Raw genomic sequence first — 21547 nt, forward strand, 5'->3', positions numbered from 1 at the left:
CCGGCATCAACGTGATGACGCGGTTGATGGGGCTGATCCTCGCGGCCCTGTCGGTGGAGGTGATGGCCACCGGCCTGGTGAAGCTGTTCCCGGCGCTACTGGGCTGAGGGGTACAGCCCCAGCGTCTGCGCCTGCAGGCGCGACAGGCCCAGCAGCGCGTCGGTGAACGGCGTGGGCACACCCGTGAACTGGCCGAGTTCACGCACCACCGTCACCAGTGCGTCGAGCTCCACCGGTTTCTTCGCCTGCACGTCCTGCAGCATCGAGGTTTTGAAAGCGCCGAGTTTGAGCGTGACCGCGTGGCGGTCTTCGGGCTGCTGGTCGATCGGGATACCGATCTTCGCGCCGATGGCTTTCGCTTCGAGCATGACGCTGCTGATGAAGCCGCGCACGAGTTCGTCACCCAGGATGCGGTCGGTGGTGGCGCCCGTGAGGGCACTCACCGGGTTCACCGTCATGTTGCCCCACAGCTTGTACCAGACGTCTTTCTGGATCTGTGGCGACACGCTGGCGTTGAGCCCGGCTCGGCGCAAAAGTTCGGCCAGGGCGGCCACGCGCTCGGTGGCTTCGCCCGAGGGCTCGCCGATGATCAGGCCGCTGCCGAAGTGGTGGCGGATCACCCCCGGCGAATCGACCGAGCAACTGGCGTGGACCACACCGCCGATCACGTTGCGCGCCGGAATGGCGCGCTCGATCGCGCCGGTGGGGTCCACCGATTGCAGCCGGGTGCCGGCCCGCTCGCTGCCGAAGCCGTTGAAGAACCACCAGGGCACGCCGTTCATGGCGGTGAGCACCACCGTGTGGCGACCGATCAGCGGGGCGATGCTGCGCGCCACCTCGGCGAGCGCCGGGGCCTTCACCGCCACGATGACGAGATCCTGAACACCCAGCGCCGCTGCGCTGCTGGAAGCCTCCACCGGCGCGCCGATGAGGCGGCCGTTCTCAAAGAGTTGCAGACCTTCGCGCTGGATGGCTGCGAGCGTGTCGCCCCGGGCCAGGGCACTCACGATGCAGCCGGTGTGCGAGAGCAGCACCCCCAGCCAGCCGCCGATGGCACCGGCGCCGACGATGGCCACGCGTTGAAAATCCGGATGGCTCACACGTTCACTCCAGGTAGCTGCTGTCCAGGCGGTTCACCTGCCTCACCAGCGCATCGAACACGTCACGGCCTGCACCGTGGTCGGGGCTGAACTGTAGCGCGTCGCGCGTGCATTTCGCTGCAATGGCTTCGGGCACCGGGATCGCGGCAGCGGCCCCGCCCATGCTGAAGGTGGCCAGCTGGATTTCGCAGGCGCGCTGCAGCGTCCAGAGGATGGCAAAGGTCTGCGGCACCGTGGCGCCCCAGGCCAGGAGGCCGTGATTGCGCAGGATCACCGCCGGCTGGTCGCCGATGCTCTGAAGCAAGCGCGGCGCCTCTTCAGCGTGGATGGTGATGCCCTCGAAGTCGTGGTAGGCGAGCATGCCGTGCAGCTGCGCGGTGTAGAAGTTGGTCTGCTGCAGACCGTCTTTGAGGCAGGCCACGGCCACGCCGGCGGTGGTGTGGGTGTGCATCACGCAGTGCGCGCCCGGCAAGCCGTCGTGAATGGCAGCGTGCACCGTGAAGCCGGCCGGGTTGACGCGGTGGGCCGAACCGCCGAGCACCTCGCCTTTGAGGTTGATCTTCACGAGGTTGCTCGCGGTGACCTCGCTGTAATGCAGACCAAACGGGTTGATCAAAAACAGCTTCTCGCCACCCGCCACCGAGTCGGGGAGGCGCAAGGTGATGTGGTTGTAGATCATCTCCGTCCACCCGAGCATGGCGAACACGCGGTAGCAGGCGGCCAGTTCCAGCCGCGCGGCCCATTCGTCGGGGTGCATGCCGGCCGGCAGCACGGTGGTGGCCTTGAGCGTGGCGTTCATGGGGGGTCTCCGTCAGTAGGTGTTGGGGCCCGTGGCAGCCGGTCCCTTGAACTGCGCGAGCAGTTGCGAAGCGCCCGACGCCAGCAGCATGGTGTCGGCGCCCACGGCCACGAACAAGGCGCCTGCGGCCAGCCACTGTTGTGCACCCGCTTCGGTGGTGGCCAGGATGCCGGGCGCCTTGCCGGCGGCGCGGATGCGCTTCACACCCTCGGCAATGACCGCCTGCACCTCGGGGTGCCCCGCGTTGCCCGGGTGGCCCATGGACGCGCTCAGATCGGCCGGGCCGATGAACACACCGTCCACCCCCGGTGTGGCGGCGATCGCGTCGAGGTTCTTCATGGCCTCCACGGTTTCGGCCTGCACCAGCACACAGACCTGGTCGTTGGCCTCGTGAACGTAGCGCGCGTGGGCCTGCCAGCGCGAGGCCCGCGCCAGCGCGCTGCCCATGCCGCGGATGCCGGCGGGTGCGTAGCGCGTGGCCTTCACCACCAGTGCGGCCTGCTCGGCGGTGTCGATCATGGGCACCAGCAGGGTCTGCGCGCCGATGTCGAGGTACTGCTTGATGAGCGCCACGCCCACGTCGCCCGTGCCCACCGGAACGCGCACGACCGGATGCGAACGCGCGTCGCCAAACGCCTGCTGTGCACTGGCCACGGCCTGCAGCTGCGACAGCGTGTTGCGCACGTCGTTGGGCGCGTGTTCACCGTCGATCAGCAACCAGTCGTATCCGATGCCGGCAAGCAGCTCGGTGCTGTAAGCGCTGGCGAGTGCGGCCCACAGGCCGATCCGGGGTGTGCCGGCGGCGAGCGCCTGCTTGAAGGTGTTGATGGGGGTGTGCATGGTGGACTCAGACGAACGTGAACTTCAGGCAACCGAGCGGGCCGTAGTCGGCCTCGAACTGGTCACCCGCCTTGGCGGCCACCGGCCGCGTGAACGAACCGGCCAGCACGATCTGGCCCGCGCGCAGCGACTCGCCCCAGGGCGCGAGCTTGTGCGCCAGCCAGGCGATGCCCACCGCCGGGTGACCTTGCACACCGGCGGCCAGACCCGTTTCTTCCACCACTCCGTTCTGTTTCAGCACGGCGCCGCACCAGGGCAGGTCGGTGGTGAGCGGGTCGGCCTGGTAACGCTCGTCGCCCGCGCCGAGCACGATGCCGGCGTTGGCCGCGTTGTCGCTGATGGTGTCGAACACCTGGCGCATGACTTTGGTGTGGCGGTCGAACTGCTCGATGCGTGCGTCGATGATCTCGATGGCGGGCGTCACGTACTCGGTGGCGTTGAGCACATCGGCCACCGTCACGCCGGCTCCCTTGAGCGGGGCCTTGAGCACGAAGGCGAGTTCGACCTCCACGCGCGGCGCGATGAAGCGGCTGGCGGGGATCTCCAGCACCTGATCCGCCTGTGCGGTGAACAACATGCTCTGCAGCAAGGTGCCGAAGTCGGGTTCGTCGATCTGGCTGGCCATCTGCATGGCGCGGCTGGTGAGGCCGATCTTGTGGCCGATGACCTGGTTCCCGCCGGCCACCTGCAACGCCACCCAGGCACGGCCGACGCGGTAACCGTCTTCGATGGTCATGCCGGGGAACCGTTTGGAGAAATGTTCCAACGGCGAGCGGGTTTTCTCGGCGAGGTCGAGCTCGGCGGCGAGTTGCTGGATGAGGGTGTCTTCAAACATACATGTGTGCGAGGGCTTCGACAGGCTCAGCCCGAACGGAATGGTTGATTGGGAGGGCGGTCACGGCCGGGTGAACAGCGGGTGGATGGAACTGTTCTTGGCGTCGAACACCTCGTGGCCTTCGTCCACCTGCACGGTGATGCCGATGGGGCGCGCGGCGAGCTGCGCGGCGAAGTGGGTTTTCACGCAGGCCTGCAATGCATCGCCCACGCGCTGGTGCGTGAGGGCGCTGCGGCCCTTGGCCATGCGCACGTTCATGTAAACAAAGGCGTAGTCGCTGCCCAGCCCCGCGGCCTCGCCCGCCGCACCACCGTCGGCGATGGCGCTGTGGGCGGCGGGGTAGGCCAGCACCCGCGTGCCGCCGGTGGGAAAGACCTGTTGGTCGGCTTCGTCGCGCACGGCGAGCATGGCGTCGCACAGGGCACGGCAGAGGCGGCTCATGTCGATGCCGCCTTGGGCTTCGGGCTGGTCGAGGTTGGAGGTGTAGAGGACAACGAGGTGGGGCATGGTGGTCAGAGTCGGGAGACGGTTTGATAACCCTGCGCGGCCGAGGCCTGCGCTGCGGGAATGGCGGCGCCGGATTGCGGCGTGACGGGGAAGATGGCGTTGATCTGGCCGGTGCCGGAGGCGCCGAAGTAGGGCGTGATGACCTCGGCCTGGCCGTCGTAGTCGCTCCAGCCGAGCGCGCCGAGCATCATGGCGGTGTCGTGCATGAAGCCTTCGCCGTGGCCTTTGGCGGCGTACTCGGGCAGCATCTCGCAGAAGGCTTTCCATTCGCCCTGTTCCCACATCTGCACCACGCGGCGGTCCAGCGTCTCCAGGAAGGGGCTCCAGATCTTGAAGGCGTAGTCGGGCGCCAGGCCGTTCTGCGCGAAGCGGTGGCTGAGGCTGCCGCTGGCGAGAAACGCCACGGTGCCGTCGTAATGGTCTTCCACCGCCTTGCGCATGGCCCAGCCCAGGCGCGCGCTGTCGTTGAGGTAATGCGCCTGGCACAGCGCGGAGACCGAGATGGCCTTGAAGTGCTGGTCGGCGTTCATGTAGCGCATGGGCACCAGCGTCCCGTACTCGGGGCCGAGGGTGGTGGCGTCGTGGGCGAGGGTTTCCACGCCGTGTTCGTTGCAGACCCGGGCCAGGATCTTCCCGAGCGCGGGGTTGCCGGGGATCTCGAACGGCAGGTTGCTGATGAAGTGCGGCAGTTCGTTGCTGGTGTAGCGGCCTTCAAAGTGCGGTGCGCAGTTGAGGTGGTAGCTGGCGTTGACGAGCCAGTGGGTGTCGAAGACGACGATGGTGTCCACGCCGAGCTCTCTGCAGCGGCGACTGATTTCCTGGTGGCCGTCGATGGCGTCCTGTCTTGTGCCCTTGCGCGGTCCGTCGAGTTCGCTGAGGTACATCGAGGGGACGTGGGTGACTTTGGCGACGAGTGCTAACTTGCCCATGGCCGGTCCTGTGGGTGTTTGGTTGATGCTCCGTGGGCCAGGCCTTGGGGGTACCCGCCTCCGCTCATGTCCCCCGCCAAGGGCTTCGCCCTTGGCTCCTCCTTTACTTCGCTGCGGCGGGTACCCCCAAGGCCTGGCCCACTGCGGACCTCGCTGACAAGGGCAAGAGCAGCCCAAGCTTCTTCGGATCGAACGGGCAGGGCGTTCTGCGCAGCGGGGTAAAGGAGGAGACGGCACCAGCCGTCGGGGGACACCCGCGGAGCAGAGCGCCGTGCCCGTTCGATCCCGCCAACCCAGCAGAACGAAGGCATTTCAACCCCCCCAATGCGGAATGTGGTGTGAACCGAGAGACACCGCCACGTTCTTCGGTTCGAGGAACACCTCATAACTCCAGGTGCCACCCTCACGCCCCGTGCCACTCGCCTTGGTGCCGCCAAACGGCTGGCGCAGATCGCGCACGTTCTGCGAATTCACGAAACACATGCCCGCCTCCACCGCCGCCGCCACCCGGTGCGCCCGGCCCAGGTTCTCCGTCCACACATAGCTGGAGAGGCCGTACTGGATGTCGTTCGCCAGTTCGATGGCATGCGCTTCATCGCGAAACGGAATGAGACAAGCGACAGGGCCGAAGATTTCTTCCTGCGCGATGCGCATGCGGTTGTCCACATCGGCGAACACGGTGGGCCACACGTAGTTGCCCCGGGCCACACGCGCCGGCAACTCGGCCGCGTACGACGGCCGGTCCAGACCGCCGCAAAGCAGCGTGGCGCCCTCTTTCGGGCCCAGCTCGATGTAGCTGCGCACCTTCGCCAGATGCGCCCGGCTGATCATCGGACCGACGATGGTTGTATCAATCAGCGGATCACCCACGGTGATGCGCTTGGCCCGCTCGGCGAACTTGGCCGCGAAGTCGGCGTAGATGCTCTGTTGCACCAGGATGCGGCTGCCCGCGGTGCAGCGCTCGCCGTTGTTGCTGAAGATCATGAACACGGCAGCGTCCAGCGCGCGGTCCAGGTCGGCGTCGTCAAAGATCACGAACGGGCTCTTGCCGCCCAGCTCCATGCTGAACTTCTTCAGGCCCGCGCTCTGCACGATGCGGTTGCCGGTGGCGGTGGACCCGGTGAAGGAAATCGCGCGCACGTCGGGGTGTGCGCACAAAGGTTCGCCCGCTTCCTTGCCCATGCCGTGCACCACGTTGAGCACACCCGCCGGAATGCCGGCTTCCAGCGCCAGTTCGCCCAGGCGCGCGGCGGTGAGCGGGCTGAGCTCGCTCATCTTCAACACCGCCGTGTTGCCGAACGCCAGACACGGCGCGACCTTCCAGGTGGCCGTCATGAAGGGCACGTTCCACGGGCTGATGAGCGCGCACACGCCCACCGGGTGGAACAGCGTGTAGTTCAGGTGGGTGGGCGTGGGGTAGGTGTGCCCGTCCACACGGGTGCACATCTCGGCGAAGTAGGAGAAGTTGTCGGCAGCGCGCGGGATGAGTTGTTTGCCGGTCTGCGCGATCACCTGGCCGCTGTCGTTGGTCTCCAGCTGTGCGATCTCGGGCACGTGCGCTGCGATCAACTCACCCAGCTTGCGCATGAGCTTCGCGCGCTCGGTGGCGGGCAGGCCGGCCCACTTCGGGAACGCGTCTTTGGCCGCCTGAACCGCCGCGTTGATCTCGTCCACACCACCCGCGCTGACCTCGGCCAGCACTTCCTGCGTGGCGGGGTTGATGGTCTCGAAAGTGGTGGCGCTGGCCACGGACTGGCCGTTGATGAGGTGCGGGAGGGTCATGCGGGTTCGGATGAAGTGATGGTGTTGACCAGGTCGCCGATGCCTTCGATGGACGTGACGATCACGTCGCCGGGCTGGCAGTCGACCACGCCGTCGGGCGTGCCGGTGAGGATGAGGTCGCCGGGTTGCAGCGTCATGAAGGCGCTGAAGTATTCGATGAGTGTGGGCACGTCGAAGATCATGTCGCGCGTGCTGCCCTGCTGCGTGACCTGGCCGTTCACCGTGGTCTGCAAAGCGAGGTTCATCGGCCCGCCGTGACCTTCATGCACATCCACCGCGTCCACCAGCCAGGGGCCGATGGGTGTGCAGGTGTCGCGGTTCTTCACGCGCAGGTTGGGGCGGTACCAGTTCTCCAGGTAGTCGCGGATCGCGTAGTCGTTGGCCACGGTGTAGCCGGCCACGAAGTCGAGTGCATCGGACTTTTTCACGCGCCTGGCCGTGCGACCGATCACCACCGCGAGTTCGCATTCGTAGTGCATGTGCTGCACGCCGGCCGGGCGCAGCGTGAAGCCCCGGTGACCGGTGAGGCTGGCTTCGCCTTTGAGGAAAGCGAGCGGTTCGTCGGGCGCCTTGAAGGCCAGCTCTTTGGCATGGTCGGCGTAGTTCAGGCCCAGCGCGAGGATGGTGCGCGGGCGGGTGGGCGGGTTGGGTGCGAGCGGCGGCAACCACACCACCTCGTCAAAGCCCACACGCCGGCCTTGGAGCCCGGGGGTGAGCAGTTCGAGCTGGCCGCCGGCTTCCACGGCGTCGTGGACCGCGCCGGCCCAGGCGATGCGGGCGTGTTTCATGGCATGTCCTTCATGGCTTGTGCTCGGCGTTGAAGCTGTGCACGGCCGGCTTGAAGCCGGTGGCGCTGATCTCCACCGTGTCGCCCGCGTGCACCAGCGGGCGCGTGCCGTCGGGCAGGCAGTCGCTGCCCAGCATCAGCACATCACCGGGACGCAGCGTCATGAATGCGTTCACGTCGGCCAGCAGGGTGCCGGCGTCGCGCACCAGCTCGGCCAGCGCCGTGGTCTGGCGGTGCACGCCGTTGATGCGCAGCTCCAGCACCAAGCCCGACAGACCGTCGAGTCCGCCCAGGCGCTGCAGCGGCACACACTCGGGACCGACGCCGAGGAAACCGTCCACACACTGGAACTTCACCGGCGGGCGGTAATAACTCTCGTGCACGATGGCCACGTCGTTGAACAGCACGGCGCCGGTCACACCACGGGCGCCCATCACCAGGCCGAGCGTGGCGGCGACCGACACCGGCTGGCCCGCGGGCAAGGCAATGCTGTGACCCGCAGCGGTGAAGGTGTTGGCGGTCTTGATGTAGAGCACCGGTGCGGTTGGCGGCGCCTTGTACGGCGCTTCGTTCATGCGCGGCGCCCACAGCGCGTGTTCGCGCTGGAAGTTGAGCAGCGTGCCGTAAACCGTGCCTTCGGGCATCCAGTGGGTGTTCATTCGGCGTCCTCCTCGACGACGTCAACCGGCTGCTCCAGCGCGATCACTTCGTCGAGCAGCGCATACAGCTGCGCCAGCCGCGCCTTGCCCAGGCGCTCTTCCATCCACGCGTAGTGCGATTCGATGGTGCTGGACAGGCGCTTGACCAGCTTGAGCCCGGCGGGCGTGGCACGCACCACGGTGCGGCGCGCGTCCTGCGGGCAACGGCCGCGCGCGATCAGCCCGTCGCGCTCCATGCGGGTGAGCACGCCGGTGAGGCTGGGGCCCAGCAGGAACGCCTCGCGCGCCACGCGCCCGGTTTCCACGCCGCCGGGCAGGCGGGCGTGCTCGCCGAGCACGCGCAGCACGCGCCACTGCTGGTCGCTCAGGCCGTGCTCGCGCAGGCTGGGCCGGGTGTGCAGCATCACGGCCTCGCGCGCTTCGAGCAGCAGGCGCGGCAGGTTGCGGTGGATGAAGGGGGTGGTGTCGTTCATTTAGTTAACATGTTAAATGAATGCGCTGTTACACGTTTGAGGGTTTACCCGTCCGGGGCCCGCGCGGAGAATGCGCGCATGAACGCACTCACCTCCTTGATCGGTACCGACTTCCCGTTGATCCAGGCGCCCATGGCAGGCGTGCAGGGCGCCGCGCTCGCGGTGGCCGTGAGCAACGCGGGCGCGCTCGGGTCGCTGCCCTGCGCCATGCTCGCGCCCGACGCACTGGAGCGCGAGCTGACCGCGTTGGCCGCCGGCACCACACGCCCCTACAACGTCAACTTCTTCTGCCACACCCCACCGGTGCCCGACGAGGCGCGCGAAGCCGCCTGGCGCGCCTGGCTGGCCACCTACTACCGCGAAGCTGGGCTGGACATCGACGCGGTGCCCGCCGGCCCGGGCCGTGTGCCATTCAACAGCGCAGCGGCCGACCTGCTGGAGCGGTTCAAACCCAAGGTGGTGAGCTTTCACTTCGGCCTGCCCGACCTGGACCTGCTGGACCGCGTGAAAAGCTGGGGCAGTGTGGTGCTGGCGTCGGCCACCACGGTGGAAGAGGCGCACTGGCTGGAGGCGTTTGGCGCCGACGTGATCATTGCGCAAGGCGTGGAAGCCGGCGGCCACCGCGGCATGTTCCTCACCGACGACCTCACCACGCAGGTGGGCACCTTTGCTCTGCTGCCGCAGATCGTGGCGGCCGTGAGCCTGCCGGTGATCGCGGCGGGCGGCATTGCCGACGCGGCGGGTGTGGCCGCGGCCATGGCGCTGGGTGCGTCGGGCGTGCAGGTGGGCACGGCCTACCTGTGCAGCACCGAGGCGACCACCAGTGCCCTGCACCGCGCCGCGCTGCAAAGCGAGGCCGCGCACCACACGGCACTGACCCACCTGTTCACCGGCCGTCCGGCGCGCGGCATCGTCAACCGCGTGATGCGCGAACTCGGCTCCATGAACCCGGTGGCGCCCGCCTTCCCGCTGGCCGGTGCGGCCATGGCGCCGCTGCGCGCGCACTGGGAGGCCAAGGGCAGCGGGGATTTTTCGCCGCTGTGGTCGGGACAGAACGCCAGTGGTTGCCGCGACCTGCCGGCGGCCGAGATCACCCGCTTGCTGATCGAAGGCTTCAGCGCCCGCGCATGACGGCGTCGCGCTGCGCGTTGAGCCAGCGCTTGACCCGCACGCCGTTGCTCACCTGTTCCAGGTCGTGTTCGATGCCGGCGATCGCGGCTTCCAGCTCCCGCGCCTGGTCGATCCGGTTCTGCAGCAGCGTGTTGGCGTTGGGTGACAGGCCTTCGGGCAGATCGAACTCGTCGGCCAGCGCGTTCTGGCGCCCGGCGCGCTCGCGCTCCAGCTCGGCCACCTGGGCCTTGAGCAGCAGGGTCAGCGAAGCCAGACGCTCGTCCGACAGCTTGTGCACGGCCTCGGGGTCGGCCAGTTCGGCGCGGCTCTGGATCTGCAGCAGCGTGACGAGGTCTCGCTTTTCATAGGCCGCGTTGGCCTCGCTCATCAGCGCGGTCTTCCGCAGGCGCGCCTGGGGATCGGTTTCACGGTCGGGGTGCAGGGCGCTGGCGAGCTGGCGAAAGAGGCGGCGCAACAGCGTGTCGGCGTCCATCTGCTCGGTCTGGCGCAACGCAGCGCCGGGCTTCTTGCGCTCGCGTTTGGCCTGCGCGGCTTCGCGTTTCTTGTCCTGTTCTTCGGCCTGCGCCCGGCGCAGGCGCGCCATGCCCGCGCGCAGGAGTTGCTCGGCACTCAGCTCCTGACCCTCGTCGTCCAGCGGTTCGCCCAGCACCGACTCCAGCCGAGCGCGCAGCGCATCGGCCGCGTCCTGCTTCAACTGCGCGAGCGTGCGGGCGCTGTGGCGGTCGTGCAATTCGCGCATGGCCTCGCTGCCCGGGCCGCCGGCTTCAACCAGCTGGCGTGCGATCTGGCAAAGCACGGCTCGGGCCGTGTCGCACTGGCCCCGGCTGAGTTCTTTGCCCTGCAGGAAACCGTCCAGCGCCAGCGCCAGTTCGCGCTGGCCTTGCGCCAGCTGGCGGCGCAGCGGGTCGATGGCGCCATGCAGCTCCTGGCGGTGCAGCTGGCCCAGGGAGTCGAGCTCGGCGAGCTGGCTCTTGAGCTTGTCGATGCGGGTGAGCTGCAGGTTGTAGGCGCGGGCCGCGGCGGACAGGGGTTGTGCGCTGGGCGGCAGCACGAGCAGGGAGGCGGCGGGAGTCTTGGTCATGGGGTTAGGGCCTGTTCACACCATTTTTCCAAGTGCGAACGGGGTGAAAACAGCGCCAATCAAGGCGCGCGACAACGGCCAGACCGGGTGTCTGGCCTAGGAGCGCAACGCCGAGTGGCGCTGTTTTCACCCCGTTCCCTTCGGCTTGTGGCCAAAAAGGCCATGCGCCGCGTTGCGAAGCCTCGCCGGGCCACCGGCCCGTCTGCGTTTCGCGCCTTGCGCATGGCCTTTTTGATCCACAACGCATCTTGGAAAAATGGTGTGAGCAGGCCCTGAACTATATTGCCCAGCACCATGGCCAAAGACAAAACCCAATACACCTGCAACGAGTGCGGCGGCTCCAGCCCCAAGTGGCTGGGCAAATGCCCGCACTGCAACGCCTGGAACACGCTGGTGGAATCGGTGGCCGAATCCGCCGCGCCGTCGAAGAACCGCTTTGCCTCGCTGGCCAAGACCGCCGAGGTCACCACGCTGGCCGAGATCGACGCCACCGACGTGCAGCGCACGCCCACCGGCCACGACGAACTCGACCGCGTGCTGGGCGGCGGCATCGTGGAGGGCGGCGTGGTGCTGATCGGCGGCGACCCGGGCATCGGCAAGTCGACCCTGCTGCTGCAGGCGCTGGATTCGTTGCAGCGCGCAGGCGTGAAAACGCTCTATGTCACTGGCGAAGAAAGTGGCGCCCAGGTGGCGCTGCGCTCGCGCCGGCTCGGACTGGACGGCTCGCAGGTCAGCGTGCTGGCCGAAATCCAGCTGGAAAAAATCCTGGCCACGCTGGACCATGTGAAGCCCGGCATCGCGGTGATCGACTCGATCCAGACCGTGTATTCGGAACAGCTCACGTCGGCGCCGGGCTCGGTGGCGCAGGTGCGCGAATGCGCGGCCCACCTGACCCGCGCGGCCAAGGCCAGCGGCACGGCGATCGTGCTGGTGGGCCACGTGACCAAGGAAGGCGCGCTGGCCGGCCCGCGCGTGCTGGAGCACATGGTGGACACGGTGCTGTATTTCGAGGGCGACACGCACAGCAGCTTCCGTCTGATCCGCGCGATCAAGAACCGCTTCGGCGCGGTCAACGAGATCGGCGTGTTCGCCATGACGGAAAAAGGCCTGAAGGGCGTGAGCAACCCGAGCGCGATCTTCTTGAGCCAGCACAGCGAGCCGGTGCCCGGCAGCTGCGTGATGGTGACGCTGGAGGGCACGCGGCCCATGCTGGTGGAGATCCAGGCGCTGGTGGACAGCGGCGGCCCTTCGCCCCGGCGACTCTCCGTGGGCCTGGACCGCGACCGCCTGGCCATGCTGCTGGCGGTGCTGCACCGCCACGCCGGCGTGGCCTGCATGGACCAGGACGTGTTCGTCAACGCCGTGGGCGGCGTGCGCATCAGCGAGCCGGCGGCTGATCTGGCGGTGATGTTGGCGATCACTTCCAGCCTGCGCGGGCGGCCGCTGCCCAAGGGATTCATCGCCTTTGGCGAAGTGGGCCTGGCCGGCGAGGTGCGCCCCGCGCCGCGCGGCCAGGAGCGGTTGAAGGAAGCCGCCAAACTGGGTTTCAGCGTGGCGGTGGTGCCCAAAGCCAACCTGCCGAAAAAGAACGACAAGAGCTTTGAAGGCCTCACGGTGCACGGCGTGGACCGCATCGAAGAGGCCATGGAGCTGGCGCGCAGCCTGGCCTGATTCGCATCCACGGACAATCCCATCCATGCAACTCAAGAAATTCCTCATTCCCCTGGGCTGCGCCGCCTTGCTGGTGGTGGCGCACAGGGCTTCCGGCTGGCCCGGCGTGGCCGCCGTCGGTGGCGGCCTGTTGTTCTGGCTGCTGCTGCACTTCACCCGCCTCATGACCGTGCTCAAGCGCGCCGCCCACCGGCCCATCGGCCACGTGGACAGCGCGGTGATGCTCAACGCCAAGCTCAAACCGGGTGTGACGCTCATGCACGTGATCGCCATGACGCGCGCGCTGGGCCAGCGCGTCTCGGCCGAGGGGGTCGAGCCCGAGGTGTACCGCTGGAGCGACAACGGCCTGTCCACGGTGGAAGCCGAGTTCGCCGGCGGCAAGCTGGTGCGCTGGCAACTGGCGCGGCCGGAGCCGCAGGCGTCAGTCCCGGACAGTCCGGCGCCGTAAAATCGCCGGTTTGGCGGCCAGTCCTGTCGGTTGGGCGCCCCTCACGAAACAACCCAAAGGACCCCCATGAGCCCCATCGTTCCCTCGATGTCCGACCGCGACGGCAAGATCTGGATGGACGGCCAGATGGTGGACTGGCGCGACGCCAAGATCCACGTGCTGACCCACACGCTGCACTACGGCTGCGGCGCTTTCGAGGGGGTGCGGGCCTACAACGCGGTCGGCGGCACGGCGATCTTTCGCCTGGAAGAGCACACCGAGCGCCTGTTCAACAGCGCCAAGATCCTGCGCATGAAGCTGCCCTTCACCATGGAAGAAGCCATGGAAGCGCAAAAAGCCGTGGTGCGCGAGAACAAGCTGGAGAGCTGCTACATCCGCCCGCTGACCTGGATCGGCGACAAAAAGCTGGGCGTGTCACCCAAGGGCAACACCATCCACCTGATGGTGGCGGCCTGGGCCTGGGGTGCGTACCTGGGTGAAGAAGGCCTCAAGCGCGGCATCCGCGTGAAGACCAGCAGCTACACCCGCCACCACGTCAACATCACCATGACGCAGGCCAAGGCGGTGAGCAACTACACCAACAGCATCCTGGCCAACATGGAAGTGACCGACGAGGGTTACGACGAAGCGCTGTTGCTCGATGCCTCGGGCTTTGTGTCCGAAGGCGCTGGCGAAAACATCTTCGTGGTGAAAAACGGTGTGATCTACACGCCCGACCTCTCGGCCGGCGCGCTCAACGGCATCACGCGCAACACCGTGTTCCACATCGCCAAGGACCTGGGTATCGAGATCATCCAGAAGCGCATCACGCGCGACGAGGTCTACATCGCCGACGAGGCCTTCTTCACCGGCACCGCCGCCGAAGTGACCCCCATCCGCGAACTCGACCGCATCGAGATGGGCAAGGGCGACTATGTGGGCACGCGCGGCCCCATCACCGAGAAGATCCAGAGCGCGTTCTTCGACATCGTCAACGGCCGCAATCCCAAGTACGCCCACTGGCTCACGAAGGTCTGAACACCATGACCACCCCAGCCATCGAACTCCAGGCCAGCGACCTCAACGCCCAGGGCGGCGTGTTCTGCCCGAACAAGCTGGCCGACATGAAGCTCTGGAACAGCCACCCCAAGGTGTACCTGGACGTGGGTCACAGCGGTGAGGCCAAATGTCCTTATTGCGGCACGGTTTACCGCCTGAAGGCTGGCGAATCGGTTTCACACGGACACTGATCCGTCGGGTGTGTCCGCTGGCAACAGCGGTTTGGTGAAGATAATGCGTGGTCCATGGCAGCGTGCTGCTGCCCCAAGACAGCCACCTTTAGGGACGTTTCATGATTCTGATCACCGGCGGCGCTGGCTTCATCGGCGGTAACTTCGTGCTCGACTGGCTGGCCCAGTCGGAAGAACCCGTCATCAACCTCGACAAGCTCACCTACGCGGGCAACCTGGAGAATCTCGCCAGCCTGCAGGGCGACGCGCGCCATGTGTTCGTGCAAGGCGACATCGGCGATGGCGCGCTGGTGGCCCGCCTGCTGGCCGAACACCGGCCGCGCGCGGTCATCAACTTCGCCGCCGAGAGCCACGTGGACCGCTCCATTCACGGCGCGGAGGATTTCATCCAGACCAACATCGTCGGCACCTTCCGCCTGCTGGAAGCGGTGCGCGCGCATTGGTCCGGTCTTGCCGCCGACGAGAAGTCTGCGTTCCGCTTCCTGCACGTGAGCACCGACGAGGTCTACGGCAGCCTGGCACCCGACGCGCCCGCGTTCACCGAAACCCACGGCTTCGAGCCCAACAGCCCCTACTCGGCCAGCAAGGCCGCCAGCGACCACCTGGTGCGCGCCTGGCACCACACCCACGGCCTGCCGGTGCTCACCACCAACTGCAGCAACAACTACGGGCCCTTCCACTTTCCCGAGAAGCTGATCCCGTTGATGATCGTCAACGCACTCGCCGGCAAGCCCCTGCCGGTGTACGGCGACGGCATGCAGGTGCGCGACTGGCTGTATGTGAAGGACCACTGCAGCGCCATCCGCCGCGTGCTCGAGGGCGGCCGGCTGGGCGAAACCTACAACGTGGGTGGCTGGAACGAAAAGCCCAACCTGGAGATCGTGCGCACCGTCTGTGCGCTGCTGGATGAGTTGCGCCCACGCAGCGACGGCCAGCCCTACGCCAGCCAGATCAGCTACGTCAAAGACCGCCCCGGCCACGACCGCCGCTACGCCATCGACGCGCGCAAGATCGAACAAGAACTCGGCTGGAAGCCCGCCGAAACCTTCGAGAGCGGCATCCGCAAAACCGTGCAGTGGTACCTGGATCACCCCGCCTGGGTGGCCAACGTGCAGAGCGGCTCGTACCGGCAGTGGGTGCAGGCGCAATACGAAGCGCCGGTGTCTGCATGAAGGTCTTGCTGCTGGGCAGGAACGGCCAGGTCGGCTGGGAACTGCAGCGCAGCCTGGCGCCGCTGGGCGAACTGGTGGCGCTGGACCGGCACAGCAGGCTGGAGGACGGTGGCTGCGGTGACCTGAACGACCTGGACGGCCTGCGCGAAACCGTGAGGCGGCTGCGTCCCGACGTGATCGTGAACGCCGCGGCGCACACCGCCGTGGACAAGGCAGAAAGCGAGCCCGAACTGGCGCATGCGTTGAACGCCACGGCACCTGGCGCGCTGGCCGAGGCCGCCCACGCTGTGGGCGCTCTGCTGGTTCACTATTCCACCGACTACGTGTTCGACGGCAGTGGCACCGCACCGTGGACCGAAGACGCCGCCACCGGCCCGCTGAGCGTGTACGGGCAAACGAAGCTGGAAGGCGAGCAGCTGATCGAAGCGTCCGGCGCGCGCCACCTGATCTTTCGCACCAGCTGGGTGTATGCCGCGCGCGGCGCCAACTTTGCCAAGACCATGCTGCGCCTGGCGATGGAACGCGAGCGGCTCACCGTGATCGACGACCAGTTCGGTGCGCCCACCGGCGCCGAGTTGATTGCCGACGTGACGGCGCACGCCATCCGCCAGACATTGCGCAGCGACGCTGGTGGCGGTGTTCACCACCTGGCTGCCGCGGGTGAAACGACCTGGAACGGCTACGCCCGCTTTGTGCTGGAGACCGCCCGCGCCCTCCAACCCGATCGGTCGCTGAAGGCGCAGGACGTGGCGCCCGTGCCCACCAGCGCATTCCCAACCCCCGCCCAACGGCCTTTGAATTCGCGACTGGACACCGCCCGGCTGCGCAGCACCTTCGGGCTGAACCTGCCGCACTGGCAACGCGGTGTGCGGCGTATGCTCGCCGAAATTCTTTGAGACACCACGCATGACACAACGCAAAGGCATCATCCTGGCCGGCGGCTCCGGCACCCGCCTGCACCCGGCCACCTTGGCCATCAGCAAACAGCTGCTGCCGGTGTACGACAAGCCGATGATCTACTACCCGCTGACCACGCTGATGCTGGCCGGCATCCGCGACGTGCTCATCATCAGCACCCCACAGGACACGCCCCGCTTCCAGCAACTGCTGGGCGACGGCAGTGCCTGGGGCATGAACCTGCAATACGCCGTGCAACCCAGCCCCGACGGCCTGGCGCAGGCCTTCATCATCGGTGCGGACTTCGTGGGCAACAGCCCCAGCGCCCTGGTGCTCGGCGACAACATCTACTACGGCCACGACTTCACCACCCTGCTGGCGGACGCCGACCAACAGGCCAGCGGTGCCACCGTGTTCGCCTACCACGTGAACGACCCCGAGCGCTACGGCGTGGTGGCCTTCGACGCTCAGGGCAAAGCCCGCAGCATCGAGGAAAAACCCGCCCAGCCGCAAAGCAACTACGCCGTGACCGGCCTGTACTTCTACGACCAGCAGGTGGTGGACATCGCCAAAGCCGTGAAGCCCAGCGCGCGCGGCGAACTCGAGATCACCGCCGTGAACCAGGCCTACCTGGACCTGGGCCAGCTCAACGTGCAGATCATGCAGCGCGGCTACGCGTGGCTGGACACCGGCACGCACGACAGCCTGCTGGAGGCCAGCCAGTTCATCGCCACGTTGGAACACCGCCAGGGCCTCAAGATCGCCTGCCCGGAAGAAATTTCATGGCGGCACGGCTGGATCGACAGCGCCAAGCTCGAAGCCCTGGCCCAACCCATGCTCAAGAACGGCTACGGCCAGTACCTCGTGCGCTTGCTCAAGGACCCGGTGATCCGATGAAAGTCACCCCCACCGCCATCCCCGACGTGCTCATCATCGAACCGAAGGTGTTCGGTGACGAGCGCGGTTTCTTTTACGAGAGCTTCAACCAGAAAGCCTTCAATGAGGCGACTGGTCTGGATGTGACCTTCGTGCAGGACAACCACAGCCGCAGTGCGAGGGGGGTGTTGCGGGGGTTGCACTACCAAGTGCAGCAGCCACAGGGGAAGCTGGTGCGGGTGGTGCGCGGGGCTGTGTTTGATGTGGCGGTGGACATTCGCCAAGGGTCAGCGACTTTCGGGAAGTGGGTGGGTTTGGAGCTTTCGGAAGAAAACCACAAACAACTGTGGGTGCCTGCGGGTCTCGCTCACGGCTTTCTGGTGCTGAGCGATTCGGCCGACTTTCTGTACAAGACCACCGACTACTACGCACCACAGCATGAACGTTCCATTGCCTGGAACGACGCTTCGATAGGAGTCGAGTGGCCAGATCTCGGCATTGCTCCAAGCCTGTCCGCGAAGGACCGCGATGGGCCTTTTTTCTCTCCTCACAACGCTTTCTTCGAATTGCCTATTCCCCGATGAAACAAGTGCTTGTCAGCGGCGGCAAGGTGCATCTTGAGAATGTGCCAGCGCCAGGCGTCGAACCGGGCACCGTCCTGATCCATATGGACCATTCGTGCATTTCGATCGGCACGGAAATGTCGGGTGTGAAATCCTCAGGTGTACCGCTATGGAAACGCGCCCTCCGTCAGCCGCAGCATGTCAAGAAAGTTATCGACATGCTGATGACCGATGGCATGTCGATGACCCGCAAACTCGTGCAGGAACGACTTTCGGTCGAACTACCCACCGGTTACTCTGGCGCCGGCGTCGTGCTGGCGGTCGGCGCGGGCGTCGATGAATATGCGCCCGGTGATCGCGTCGCCTGTGCGGGCGCGCAGTGCGCCTTCCATGCAGAGGTTGTGCGCGTACCGAAGAATCTTGTGGTGCCAATGCCCGACAACGTCGGCTTCGACGTGGCGTCATCCGTGGCGCTCGGTGCCATCGCCATGCAAGGCGTTCGCCGCGCCACCCCCACGCTGGGCGAAACCTTCGTCGTGATCGGGCTCGGCGTTCTAGGCCAGCTAACCATGCAAATGCTCCGCGCCAACGGATGCCGAGTGATCGGCGTGGACCTCGATCGCGAACGCCTCGCATTGGCCCAGCGCCACGGCATGAACTGGGGAGTGCATCCGGACGACGCCGACGACGTCGCTCAGGTCGCCCGCATCACCGGCGGCACCGGCGCCGACGGCGTGATCATCACCGCAGCCAGTCCCTCCGATGCGATCGTGTCGGCCGCGTTCCGCATGTGCCGCAAAAAAGCACGCGTGGTGCTGGTGGGCGACGTCGGCCTCGACTTGCAACGCGCCGACTTTTACGTCAAGGAACTGGACTTCCTCATTTCGAGCTCCTACGGCCCCGGTCGCTACGACGCCCAATACGAGGAAGGTGGTCTCGACTACCCATTGGGCTATGTGCGCTGGACCGAAGGCCGCAACATGGCGGAGTACCTGCGGCTGATCGCCGATGGCACACTGGACGTGCAATCCATGATTGCTGCCGTGCACCCCATTGACCAGGTTGCCGAGGCATACCAATCCTTGCAATCGGGTGCCGAAAAGCCTTTGATGGTGTTGCTTTCTTACGCGCGCCGCGAAGACGCACTGGCACGGCGCACGCCGCTGCCGCCATCAAGGACCACCATTGCCCACACCGGTGCGGTGCGCATTGCGCTCATCGGCGCCGGCGGTTTCGCCAAAGGCATGCACCTGCCCAACCTGCAAGAGCTCAAAGACGACTTCGTGTTGCGCGCTGTCGCGAGCCGAACGGGACACAACGCCGCTTCAACAGGCAAACGGTTCGCGGCCAGCTACACCAGCACCGACCACCACGAAGTCCTGAACGACCCCGAAGTGGACGCCGTGATCATCGCGACACGGCACGACACTCACGCCGCACTGGCCCTGGACGCATTGCGTGCCGGCAAGCATGTACTGCTCGAAAAGCCTTTGGCACTGACCGAAGAAGAACTGCTGGGCATCGAGACCTTTTACCAAGATGCTATCGGCCCAACGCCCGTGCTCCTGACCGGCTTCAACCGGCGTTTTTCCCCATATGCGCGGCACATTGCCGCCGCGGTGCAGAACCGCTCCAATCCCATGGTCATCAACTACCGGATGAACGCGGGCTACATTCCGCTGGATCATTGGGTTCATGGGCCAGAGGGTGGGGGGCGTAACCGTGGCGAAGCCTGTCATATCTACGACCTGTTCACGTTCCTGACCGGTTCACCCGTGAAATCGGTCCAGGCCACGGCACTGGCGCCGGCCACAACTTACTACTCGGGCTCGGACAATTTCGTTGCCACCATCGGCTTCGAAGACGGATCGGTGGCCACCCTCACCTACACGGCTTTGGGCAATGCCGAGTTTCCGAAAGAGTCGATGGAAGTCTTCGCCGACGGCGTGGTGTTCTCACTGAACGACTACCGCGCGCTGAGCGTGACAGGAAGCCGCAGCAAGCCGCTGGAAACCCGCACATCCAGCAAAGGCCAGAAAGAAGAGCTGCAGGCATTTGCCGCAGCCATTCGAGGGAAGTCGGACTGGCCCATTCCCCTGTGGCAGCAATTGCAAGCGACGCGTATCGCAAACCAGATTCACAGCCTTTTGGCAGGAGCACGCAGCATTGCCACGTCTCAATAACTTCGATCTGATACGCCTTCTGGCAGCACTCCAGGTGTTTGCAATGCATGTGTTTACGACGCTAGGCCTTTCAATGGTGCCTATCGCCGCCGTGACCGTGATGTATGCCTCGCTGCACATCGGCTGGACAGGCATGCAAGGCCTGACTGTCGTGACAGCCGGCGCAGCGTTGCTGGCTATCGGCTCCTGGTACTTCATTGAGCGCCCTGAACTTGGACTCAAACAAGAAACAAGGTTTTCCGCCAGCGAGGCATGCGCCCTTGGCACCCCCAGATGAATGCGAGCACACCGCCAAGGCCTCAAATCCCCAGTCCAGTACAAACCCGCTGCGAGAACCTGAGTCGATACGCACTTGCCGTTTTGTTCTGCTTGGTGTTCCTGATTTTGTTTTACCGGATGCAGGCTTACCTGACAGTCCCCTTTTCGGCACTTTCGCGGCTTGCGCTGTACGGTGGTCTGTTCGTGCTCGTGATCGTGCTCCGCAAGGGCTACCAGCAACTGCCCCCGCTGCTGTGGGCCTTGCTGGTTTCTGTGGTCCTCACGGCTTTGCACACCGCGTGGATAGCAGGGCCCGACATTGCCTTTCACGCCACGGCGCGCTTCATCAATGTGATGCTGCTCGTCCCATTTGCCGCCCTCATGTTCATGGGTGAGCGCCACATGGAACGCGTGTTCTGGATTTTCTGGGCGGTGTTTTTGTGCGCTTTTGCAAGCCTGCTTGTCCAGTTCTGGGGCTGGCCGCTCGACACCCTGGTCAATGGCTATATCGCCATCCGAGGCGATCTCATCCGCCACATGACCGTGGTGGGGGAGCCGAATGTGGGTGGCATGCTGGCCGTCATCGCTGGCGTCTCCAGCACGATGCTGGTCAAGCGCCATTCAGTGGCGGTCTTGATGGGCGCGTTGGCGGTGGCCTTCGTAACCTTGAGCATTTCGAAGGCCGCCATGTTGGGCTTGGGAGTGGCCATGATCGCTTCGGTCTGCCTGCTGCGCGGCGAAGCTCTCAAGGAAGCCCTGCTGCGGGCGTTGCTGGCCGGCCTGGCCGGCGTCTTGCTGTTGCTGCTGATCGGCGCGGGCGATTACCTTCGGGTCTCGCTGGACTCCTTGATAGGCAACATTCGCGGCGAACCTTCGGCTTACAAGGACTTCCAGTACCGACAATCCAGGTTCGGCACCATGGACGTGTTCGACGGCTCATTGCTGCCGGTACCGCTGAACTACCTGTTCGGGGCTTCGTTCGCCGAGGTCGGCAGCGCGGCGCAGGAAATCCAGGGCTCTGGCTCAGACGTCGTTCTGCCCCACAATTCGTACCTTGAGCTCCTGCTCACAGGGGGCGCCTTCATGCTGTCGGTAGTGGTGTTCCTCATGGGCCGCACCTACCGTACGCTGTGGCACTCATGTGCGCAGGGTGACAACCGTGTGGACCGTTGTGTACTGGTCTGCTTCATCGTGCTGACATGCTGGATGCTGATTTACCCAGTGATCTACGAGCCTGTCACAGGTTGTCTGTTCTGGATCATCGTGGGCTATGGCAACCGGGTTCACAACAGGCCCATGCCGATTGCGTCGGTCGCACAAAACTGAA

Annotated in this window: 24 protein-coding genes; 13 read left to right on the forward strand and 11 right to left on the reverse strand. The window is 65.8% G+C overall.

Going from position 1 to position 21547, the window contains the following annotated elements; all coding sequences use genetic code 11:
* On the forward strand, positions 1 to 107 hold a 107-nt coding region (locus Q1W68_RS10710; RefSeq protein WP_300716640.1), incomplete at its 5' end, for a MarC family protein.
* Here the strand turns inward: Q1W68_RS10710 and Q1W68_RS10715 are convergent.
* The 10 genes from Q1W68_RS10715 to hpaR form a co-directional block, all read right to left on the reverse strand.
* The gene (locus tag Q1W68_RS10715) at positions 96 to 1100 is read right to left on the reverse strand and encodes a 2-dehydropantoate 2-reductase (RefSeq protein ID WP_300662644.1); all 1005 of its coding nucleotides are present in this window, start codon (positions 1098 to 1100) and stop codon (positions 96 to 98) included. The genes Q1W68_RS10710 and Q1W68_RS10715 overlap by 12 nt on opposite strands.
* A gap of 4 nt (positions 1101 to 1104) precedes the next feature.
* The gene (locus tag Q1W68_RS10720; protein WP_300654450.1) at positions 1105 to 1899 is read right to left on the reverse strand and encodes a class II aldolase/adducin family protein; all 795 of its coding nucleotides are present in this window, start codon (positions 1897 to 1899) and stop codon (positions 1105 to 1107) included.
* Positions 1900 to 1911: 12 nt separating this feature from the next.
* Positions 1912 to 2739, reverse strand: a complete 828-nt coding sequence (locus Q1W68_RS10725; RefSeq protein ID WP_300716598.1) for an HpcH/HpaI aldolase/citrate lyase family protein — start codon at positions 2737 to 2739, stop codon at positions 1912 to 1914.
* 7 nt (positions 2740 to 2746) lie between these two features.
* Complete coding sequence (gene hpaH, locus Q1W68_RS10730; RefSeq protein WP_300716600.1) at positions 2747 to 3574, reverse strand: 2-oxo-hept-4-ene-1,7-dioate hydratase; 828 nt, start codon at positions 3572 to 3574, stop codon at positions 2747 to 2749.
* A gap of 60 nt (positions 3575 to 3634) precedes the next feature.
* Positions 3635 to 4081: a 5-carboxymethyl-2-hydroxymuconate isomerase gene (locus Q1W68_RS10735; RefSeq protein WP_300716602.1), complete on the reverse strand. Its 447-nt coding sequence runs from the start codon at positions 4079 to 4081 to the stop codon at positions 3635 to 3637.
* A gap of 5 nt (positions 4082 to 4086) precedes the next feature.
* Positions 4087 to 5010, reverse strand: a complete 924-nt coding sequence (gene hpaD / locus Q1W68_RS10740; protein WP_300716604.1) for a 3,4-dihydroxyphenylacetate 2,3-dioxygenase — start codon at positions 5008 to 5010, stop codon at positions 4087 to 4089.
* A gap of 312 nt (positions 5011 to 5322) precedes the next feature.
* Positions 5323 to 6792: a 5-carboxymethyl-2-hydroxymuconate semialdehyde dehydrogenase gene (gene hpaE, locus Q1W68_RS10745; RefSeq protein WP_300716607.1), complete on the reverse strand. Its 1470-nt coding sequence runs from the start codon at positions 6790 to 6792 to the stop codon at positions 5323 to 5325.
* Positions 6789 to 7580, reverse strand: a complete 792-nt coding sequence (locus tag Q1W68_RS10750) for a fumarylacetoacetate hydrolase family protein (protein ID WP_300716608.1) — start codon at positions 7578 to 7580, stop codon at positions 6789 to 6791. The genes hpaE and Q1W68_RS10750 overlap by 4 nt, the downstream gene beginning before the upstream one ends.
* A gap of 10 nt (positions 7581 to 7590) precedes the next feature.
* Positions 7591 to 8238: a fumarylacetoacetate hydrolase family protein gene (locus tag Q1W68_RS10755; protein WP_300716610.1), complete on the reverse strand. Its 648-nt coding sequence runs from the start codon at positions 8236 to 8238 to the stop codon at positions 7591 to 7593.
* On the reverse strand, positions 8235 to 8711 hold the full coding sequence (hpaR, locus tag Q1W68_RS10760) for a homoprotocatechuate degradation operon regulator HpaR (protein ID WP_300716613.1): 477 nt from the start codon (positions 8709 to 8711) through the stop codon (positions 8235 to 8237). The genes Q1W68_RS10755 and hpaR overlap by 4 nt, the downstream gene beginning before the upstream one ends.
* Before the next feature lie 78 nt (positions 8712 to 8789).
* Between hpaR and Q1W68_RS10765 the strand changes: the two genes are divergently transcribed.
* Entirely contained in the window at positions 8790 to 9842 is a 1053-nt protein-coding gene (locus tag Q1W68_RS10765; protein ID WP_300716615.1) for a nitronate monooxygenase, read from the forward strand.
* On the opposite strand, the gene Q1W68_RS10770 is transcribed toward Q1W68_RS10765, so the two are convergent.
* A complete protein-coding gene (locus tag Q1W68_RS10770) occupies positions 9826 to 10923 on the reverse strand; it encodes a hypothetical protein (RefSeq protein WP_300716618.1) in 1098 nt (365 codons plus the stop codon). The two genes, Q1W68_RS10765 and Q1W68_RS10770, sit on opposite strands and share 17 nt — an antisense overlap.
* 294 nt (positions 10924 to 11217) lie before the next feature.
* Between Q1W68_RS10770 and radA the strand changes: the two genes are divergently transcribed.
* From radA to Q1W68_RS10825, 11 genes are all read left to right on the forward strand, one after another.
* Entirely contained in the window at positions 11218 to 12594 is a 1377-nt protein-coding gene (radA, locus tag Q1W68_RS10775) for a DNA repair protein RadA (protein WP_300655676.1), read from the forward strand.
* Between the two features lie 25 nt (positions 12595 to 12619).
* On the forward strand, positions 12620 to 13042 hold the full coding sequence (locus tag Q1W68_RS10780; RefSeq protein ID WP_300716620.1) for a glycerate kinase: 423 nt from the start codon (positions 12620 to 12622) through the stop codon (positions 13040 to 13042).
* Positions 13043 to 13108: 66 nt separating this feature from the next.
* Positions 13109 to 14059: a branched-chain amino acid transaminase gene (locus Q1W68_RS10785; protein ID WP_300716623.1), complete on the forward strand. Its 951-nt coding sequence runs from the start codon at positions 13109 to 13111 to the stop codon at positions 14057 to 14059.
* Between the two features lie 5 nt (positions 14060 to 14064).
* Entirely contained in the window at positions 14065 to 14271 is a 207-nt protein-coding gene (locus tag Q1W68_RS10790; protein ID WP_300651517.1) for a zinc-finger domain-containing protein, read from the forward strand.
* Positions 14272 to 14372: 101 nt separating this feature from the next.
* Positions 14373 to 15443 carry a dTDP-glucose 4,6-dehydratase gene (gene rfbB, locus Q1W68_RS10795; RefSeq protein ID WP_300716625.1) on the forward strand — a complete coding sequence of 357 codons (1071 nt, stop codon included), beginning with the start codon at positions 14373 to 14375 and terminating at the stop codon, positions 15441 to 15443.
* Positions 15440 to 16339 (forward strand): dTDP-4-dehydrorhamnose reductase, encoded by a 900-nt coding sequence (gene rfbD / locus Q1W68_RS10800; RefSeq protein ID WP_300716627.1) that lies wholly within the window; start codon positions 15440 to 15442, stop codon positions 16337 to 16339. Before rfbB ends, rfbD begins: the two co-directional genes overlap by 4 nt.
* Positions 16340 to 16349: 10 nt before the next feature.
* Entirely contained in the window at positions 16350 to 17237 is an 888-nt protein-coding gene (rfbA, locus tag Q1W68_RS10805; RefSeq protein ID WP_300648394.1) for a glucose-1-phosphate thymidylyltransferase RfbA, read from the forward strand.
* A complete protein-coding gene (rfbC, locus tag Q1W68_RS10810) occupies positions 17234 to 17800 on the forward strand; it encodes a dTDP-4-dehydrorhamnose 3,5-epimerase (RefSeq protein ID WP_300648396.1) in 567 nt (188 codons plus the stop codon). Before rfbA ends, rfbC begins: the two co-directional genes overlap by 4 nt.
* The gene (locus tag Q1W68_RS10815) at positions 17797 to 19962 is read left to right on the forward strand and encodes a bi-domain-containing oxidoreductase (protein WP_300648398.1); all 2166 of its coding nucleotides are present in this window, start codon (positions 17797 to 17799) and stop codon (positions 19960 to 19962) included. Before rfbC ends, Q1W68_RS10815 begins: the two co-directional genes overlap by 4 nt.
* Entirely contained in the window at positions 19946 to 20239 is a 294-nt protein-coding gene (locus tag Q1W68_RS10820; RefSeq protein WP_300648400.1) for a hypothetical protein, read from the forward strand. The genes Q1W68_RS10815 and Q1W68_RS10820 overlap by 17 nt, the downstream gene beginning before the upstream one ends.
* Positions 20240 to 20331: 92 nt before the next feature.
* On the forward strand, positions 20332 to 21546 hold the full coding sequence (locus Q1W68_RS10825; protein WP_300648402.1) for a hypothetical protein: 1215 nt from the start codon (positions 20332 to 20334) through the stop codon (positions 21544 to 21546).
* Position 21547 lies beyond the last annotated feature (1 nt).

Origin of the sequence: Hydrogenophaga sp. (genome assembly GCF_030158645.1) — a bacterium.
Taxonomy (GTDB): Bacteria; Pseudomonadota; Gammaproteobacteria; order Burkholderiales; family Burkholderiaceae_C; genus Hydrogenophaga.